The sequence below is a fragment of the Moorena sp. SIO3B2 genome, assembly GCF_010692525.1.
GTDB lineage: Bacteria > Cyanobacteriota > Cyanobacteriia > Cyanobacteriales > Coleofasciculaceae > Moorena > Moorena producens.
The window spans coordinates 1-6,641 of record NZ_JAAHHE010000327.1 but is presented as its reverse complement, the minus strand read 5'-3'; the positions used below and the strand labels follow the sequence as shown (position 1 = coordinate 6,641).

Genomic DNA, 6,641 nt, shown 5'->3' with positions numbered 1-6,641 from the left:
TAAACAATAGGAAAGAACTAGTAAATAGCTAAACGGACAACGTTTATCACAATTATTGCTAGGTAACTCCACATACCAATCATAGGTTGTAATATCTCCCTCCATGGTTTGATTGAGGTTAGCGATTTTATCACTCACTCCCTGATAATCAGCAGGATGATCAGCTTCAATTGCTGCCCAAACTAACCAGGTATTATTTTTAATCGCTTCATTAACTGATTGCTGTAACTGTTTACTATTATCGGGCTGTTGTTGGTCTTGATCTAAGATATAATCAAATCCAATTATGCTAGCATTACTGGTAACTAATTTATCTAAAATACTTGCTAAGTAACCATAATCCATATACCTGCCATCAACCAATTTAACCTTGTCCTGTTCAAGAGACTTGTTATCAATTTGAACTAACCGAACTGGAGACTTAACTGGAGAAGGATTAGCTTGCCACTCCACCTGCTGAGTAACCTGACGGTAACCAGCCTGTAACAATAGACGAGATTCTAACAGTAAATCCTGACAATCCGGGATTAAACTAACGGTTAACCATGCCGATAACCACAGGGCTTCCTTCTTAGTGGGCAACCAATTTCTGAGACTGTGCCCTAAACCGAATGGTTCCAAGCGAAACAGTACTGATTGGGGATGGCGAAATAAGGTAGGGATTAAGTAAGCAGAAGGATAGGTAAGATTTTGTTGGTCTTTAAGAAAAGCACAAGCATCCCTTAGGGCTTCATGGACATCCTTATACTCAGCCAAACTGTTGAGAAACTGGACAATAAAAACTTGAGCCACCTGATTGTGAATAGGTTCTGCCATCACCGCCACTTGAGGTAACCCTAAAGCAATTAGGGATTCCGCAATCGAGATACCATCACAAGAATTAAAAATAGCAAACTTCAGGCCATTAGCTATCCCTTGTTGGAGGGATTGTTGAATCTCATTAATTCCTAGAGAAGCATCAGGAGCAATATGTAATTCTCCACCAGTACAGGCAGTTTCATTACTATGTCCAGCAAAGAATAAAATATCCCAACCCCTAGGATTAGCAATTTCCTTAACAATTTCCTGCTTAAGACTAGTAGAGTCTTTTCCTGGTTGCCAACCAATAAATTTTATGTCAGCTAGCTTAGACAGGTGAGCTAACGCCTTGCGGTCTTCTTCAAAGTCTAATCCTTTTTCATCACCCAAGATAGCCAAAACTCTGGCTCGGCGACGGATTGAAGGAATAATTTTATCATGACTAATCCCAGCATGGATAGTATTAGAAACCCGAGCAATCCGGATAGTTCCGAATCCCGATAAATTCGTCCTAGTAGTAGTACTAATTTCCCAAGCTTCCCAAGGTAAGCGAGTTAATTCAGGACAATTACAGGTGAGGAGAATATCAACCCAATACCGACGATTAATAGACGAATCCGTAGCTGCCTTAGCAATTTCCTCACGAATTTCATATAACTCTCCATCCCGTAACCAACTATGAAATATTGATAAAAACCTAGCTTCTGCTTCCCGCAACAGGGCAGCTGGATCCTTCTTAACTGTAAGTCTACCACTTTTTGGGACTTTACCTCGCAAATTTTTGTAACAATTAATGTAAGCATATTTCCAGTCTTGGTAACCTTGATCAAGGTCTTGAGGATAATCTACTATGGCAGCAATAGTCTTACCGTTTTCCCAAGATAACTCAAAGTTACAACCTGACTTGATTTTGATGACTTTAAGGTGAAAAATTTTACTTTTCATGTTACTTATAGTAGTCAGCAGTCAGCGGTCAGTGGTCAGCGGTCAGCGGTCAGTGGTCAGCAGTCAGCGGTCAGCAGTCAGCAGTCAGCAGTCAGCAGTCAGCAGTCAGTGGTCAGCCGTCAGCTTATTTTATTCAAAAGCTTTTCGGTGTAGCTTGGCCTACGGCCAATGGCTGATAGCTGATAGCTGATAGCTGATAGCTGATAGCTGATAGCTGATAGCTGATAGCTGATAACTGATAGCTGATAGCTGATAGCTGATAGCTGATAACTCATAGCTGATAGCTGATAGCTGATAGCTGATAGCTGATAACTCATAGCTGATAGCTGATAGCTTACCTCCCTACTCCCTACTCCCTTTAAATTCAAACAACATTGAGGTTTGTGCAGTTTCGTCAGCAGTGGTAATTGTAGCTAGAAACTTTTCATGATTATCCCCTACAAACTGAGTAAATAAATAGTCGTCATTAGTGGTTAACTCCTGCTGATCCAAGACCATGGTAAAATCAGTAATACGCAATTTTATTCCCGAAGGTGGAGTATTACCTGGACTAGCTCCCAGGATTAGCACTATAGTCCAATCTACCTCTGGTTCAGACTGGGGGAATTGCCAAGTTACAGCATAAAGGCGCAGTGGAATTCCAGCTAGTTGAAAATCTCGATAACTACGGACAGCGGCAGCAGGAATTTCGATATCAATAATAGTTATAATCTCAGCTAATTCTTGGGCTGGGGTAGGACGAAACCGCAATGCTGGGGAAGGTGCTGGTAATAGCTGCCAAGATAACTCTTGAGCTAGGTCATCAATTTGATTATATAACCATTGTCCCACATTAATCGCTCGTTGATTCAGGATTTCGATTACGTCTCTAACATAATTAGGCTCGCGCTGTGGTATCTCTGGTAAAGGAATTTCCTCAGGAGATAGACATTGTAAATCCAGTAGTAAGTCGTCTCCACTCATAGTAAACCTAGATAAAGGGAGCTCGTAATTATGATCAGAGCCAACAGCTAGATTACTAATATCTTTGACTAGCTGGTCGTATCGATTTACGCCTTTAATCCCAGCAATACCTAAGTCATCATCAATGGCAATCACCACATAAAAATGAGCAGTAAATTGGGGAATAGTAACAATCCCTTGAGGCAGATTTACCAACGGGTCACTAAATCCCAAGCTAGGAATAAGGCAAATCTTAAAATCTCCTACTCGTAGATTACACACAGCATTAATAACTTTAGCAATAGCTTGAGATAATTCCGAGTTTACTAACTCATTAGCTGCCCGTTCTACCCGTAAACTTGGCTCTCGTTTTTCCAGCCAATCTTCAAAGACTAGTAAGGCTAACTCTTGGAGATAGATAGCTAATATTTCGGATTTTTTCGCCATCTGGTTAGCTATATCCAGGGCTTTTTGTTGTTGCTCTAATTCCAGCGTTAGGGTTTCCGTTAATGCTGGGAATGAAATCATTTCTGTAGATGTATTTAGCATTTTTAGTTGAGTAATAATAGGGAGTAGGGAGTAGGGAATCGGGAATCGGGAATCGGGAATCGGGAGTCGGGAGTCGGGAGTCGGGAATAAAAGTTGGCATTCAAGCTAAGTTATTTATTATTGCCAATTAAGAAGTGGACTTTATCTTTTTTGTCTCATTTTCATAATTAACTTATCTGCAAATGGCTATATGACGTCCATTTAACTTTCTTCTCCCTACTCCCTACTCCCTTTTTCTTCTCCCGACTCCCGATTCCCGATTCCCGATTCCCGACTCCCCACTCCCTTGTTCAATAATTCACATAAGGTGCGAGAAAAATTACTAGAGAGTTTGTATTGGTTTTTAACAAAAGTCTCCTTCCTAGCTGCAGTCATAATCTGGTTAATTGCTTCCTCTACAAACTGACTAATTCGTTTGTCTAATTCCTTAACCTCTTGTGCAGAAGCGTAGGCTTGGCCTAACTCCACTAGTTGGTGATGTAATCTTACGGAAGTGCGTCTAGCAATATCAGCCCGAAAAGCTTTCAGGTCTAGCAAGCGACTGACTTGATATTGAGCAGTGAAGCCAATTTGGGCAGCAATCTTAGTCATAGTGACATGGTGACAGTGAAATAAATCTAGGGCTTCTAAAAATTGCTGATGTTTTGGCTTTTGTTGACGACTTAGATAAGTAACTCGGTTTTGAATAACGTCTTGAATAGCGGTAGTTAAACAATCCTGTAGTAATTGGTCATAGGCAGCTAATACTTCGTTTTCTTCCTGATTATTACTTGTATCATCAGCTGCTAATTGATGCTCAAATTTTCCTAAAGCTTGAGTGGGCACATTCCGGCCATGATTCCGTTTATAGTCTCGAATTAGCTGAGCTAAGGTTTGTAACTCAGTAAGCACTGCTTCTGGAGATAGTTTACCTATCAGCTGTAATTGCTCTTTGGTAGGAATTGGGTAGGGAGTTGTGAGTTTACCTAAGCCTTGTTGTTGTCGTTGTTGGTTAATTTGATTACGCTCTGCTTGCAGTTGACTTACATAAATCCTTTGATAACTTTCTAATAACTCACGATAGTGGTTAATTTCCTGAGCAGTTAGCTGATGAAACTCCGATATAATCCGGTGTAGTTTACCAGGAGTGGTTTGTTTGAGTAATAACCAATCGGTTACCTGCTCAATTCCATAGTATAGTAAAAATCGTTTTACCTCCTTATTGGTTTTAACCAGTCTCTTTGTCCAGGCAAATAAGCTACTTTTATCTGGGTCAAAGGTTTTTAAAGTATAGGTAATTAGAGACTTATTTTCATCTAGTTTATGGCCTTGATCGCCCTCATGATAACGGTCAAGTACTAATGGCATTAGGTCATCCATGGTAAAATTATGCTGCTGACCAAATTGCTCTACTAACTGATAACAAACCTCCTTGATTTGCTGAGAAACTAAACAACGTAGACAAACCTCAGCGAGCTCAAGGTCCTCGTCTTGGCTATGATAACTTTGCCACAGTCTGCTAATCAGTGCTTGGTCTATGGTGTCTTCACCTGTAGACAAGGTAAGAGCTTGGGCACTGATAAACTCCTTAGCCTTTTCTATGGGTTTAGTTTGATGTTGACCCAAACGATTAATATAATTGAGTGTCCAGTATTTGGCTAAGCTGGTTTTCATGAGGGAGTAGGGAGTAGCAATAGGCAATAGGCAATAGGCAATAGGCAATAGGCAATAGGCAATAGGTGCGTAGGGTGCGTAGGGTGCGTTAGGGGCGGACTTGCCGTTATTTTTCGCCTCGTAGCCAGGGTTGGGATAGTCGGCCCCGTAACGCACCACTTGCCCTAATTTTCGGCTCGAGCGCCAGGGTTGGGATAGTCGGCCCCGTAACGCACCACAGGGTCAAAAAGCAAAGTGAGATGCATCCTAGCAATCTCCGCCGACAAGGGAACCAAATCTTACTCTTACCTATCTGGTAACTATCCGACCCTATGCATTTTGTGGAAAAAATTGGGCTTGAAGTGTATAAGTGAAGGGTAGGAAGTAGGTCTGAGGAGTATTAGTGTTTTCTTGTATAGTCAGGTACATCTAAATTTTATTCCCGACTCCCTACTCCCTCGGTGCGCTTTCCGTAGGCGAATTAAATTCGCCACGGGTCGCACCGCTCCCGACTCCCTAATTCTGCTGTGGTGCGTTACGGGGTGGGCTATTTCAACCAGGCGCTCAGTGCTTGAAAATCCATCCGGGTTAGCCCACCCCTAACGCACCCTACCCTTGCCAATAATTGCCTAGGCTGAGGAATGTCTCAGATTTAGGTAAATAGGTTATGATACCACATCCTATTAAACTTAAACAGGTCTTGTTTTTGGGACTTTTCACTCTCTGCCTTACCCCTGGGCAATTCCCTGTTCTGGCTAGATTCCTGAATTTACCAGTACTGGATCAGGCACAAAGCACTGTTAGCCTAGAGCAAGAAGGGAGTTTAGCCCCTGGTGATGCCTTTGTTGAAGTAGACAGTAAGCAGGCAGAGGCGGACAAACTATTTAAGCAAGGACTTCGTCACATTGGTGACAGTGAGTTCCGAAAAGCATTAAAGTCTTGGCAGCAAGCATTGGTGATTTATAAACAAATCGGACACCGCCAGGGTGAAGCTAACTCCTTGGGTAATATGGGTCGTGCATACGCTAATCTGGGAGAGTACAAACAAGCAATTAATAATTACTTACCATCGATAGCTATTGCTAGGCAAATCCCAGACCGCGAGGGTGAAGCTGGCTCCCTGACTAATCTGGGGTTTGCATACGGTAATCTGGGAAACTACAAAAAAGCCATTGATTACCACCGACAATCTTTAGACATTTTTAGGGAAATCCGAAACCGCCAAGGTGAAGCTCGCTCCCTGAGTAATCTGGGGAATGCATACGAGAGTTTGGGAGACTACAAAAAAGCGATTGATTACCAGCAAAAATCTTTAGCTATTGCTAGGGGAATCGGAAACCGCGATGGTGAAGCTGGCTCCCTGGGTAATCTGGCTAATGCATACCGTCATCTGGGAGACTACGAAAAAGCGATTGATTACCAGCAAAAATCCTTAGCTATTAAACGGGAAATCCGAAACCGCCGGGGTGAAGCTTATTCCCTGGATAATCTGGGTATTGCATACGGTAATCTGGGAGACTACAAAAAAGCGATTAATTACCACCGACAATCCTTAGGGATTTTTAGGGAAATCCGACACCGCAAGGGTGAAGCTCACGCCCTAGAGAATCTCGGTATTGCATACGGTAATCTGGGAAAGTACAAAAAAGCAATTGATTACCACCAAAAATCCATAGCTATTGCTAGGGAAATCGGACACCGCAAGGGTGAAGCTTACTCCCTGAATAATCTCGGTGCTACTTTCTTAGAAAACAATCAACTAGAACAGGCAAAAA

Annotated in this window: 6 protein-coding genes; 2 read left to right on the top strand and 4 right to left on the bottom strand. The window is 42.1% G+C overall.

From position 1 onward, the window contains the following. Positions 1-1,743: CHAT domain-containing protein (locus tag F6K38_RS32665; protein WP_287359237.1), on the bottom strand; the 1,743-nt coding region annotated here is incomplete at its 3' end. On the opposite strand from F6K38_RS32665, the gene F6K38_RS32660 reads away from it, so the two are divergent. Continuing rightward, the gene (locus tag F6K38_RS32660) at positions 1,723-1,896 is read left to right on the top strand and encodes a hypothetical protein (RefSeq protein WP_158026648.1); all 174 of its coding nucleotides are present in this window, start codon (positions 1,723-1,725) and stop codon (positions 1,894-1,896) included. The two genes, F6K38_RS32665 and F6K38_RS32660, sit on opposite strands and share 21 nt — an antisense overlap. On the opposite strand, the gene F6K38_RS32655 is transcribed toward F6K38_RS32660, so the two are convergent. The 3 genes from F6K38_RS32655 to F6K38_RS32645 form a co-directional block, all read right to left on the bottom strand. Continuing rightward, complete coding sequence (locus F6K38_RS32655) at positions 1,863-2,060, bottom strand: hypothetical protein (RefSeq protein WP_008185263.1); 198 nt, start codon at positions 2,058-2,060, stop codon at positions 1,863-1,865. The two genes, F6K38_RS32660 and F6K38_RS32655, sit on opposite strands and share 34 nt — an antisense overlap. Before the next feature lie 25 nt (positions 2,061-2,085). Continuing rightward, entirely contained in the window at positions 2,086-3,234 is a 1,149-nt protein-coding gene (locus F6K38_RS32650) for a DUF1822 family protein (RefSeq protein WP_287359235.1), read from the bottom strand. A gap of 216 nt (positions 3,235-3,450) precedes the next feature. Further along, on the bottom strand, positions 3,451-5,043 hold the full coding sequence (locus tag F6K38_RS32645) for a hypothetical protein (protein ID WP_287359232.1): 1,593 nt from the start codon (positions 5,041-5,043) through the stop codon (positions 3,451-3,453). 490 nt (positions 5,044-5,533) lie between these two features. Here F6K38_RS32645 and F6K38_RS32640 point away from each other — a divergent pair. Beyond that, positions 5,534-6,641 (top strand): tetratricopeptide repeat protein (locus tag F6K38_RS32640; RefSeq protein ID WP_287359230.1); only part of this gene is annotated, 1,108 nt, incomplete at its 3' end.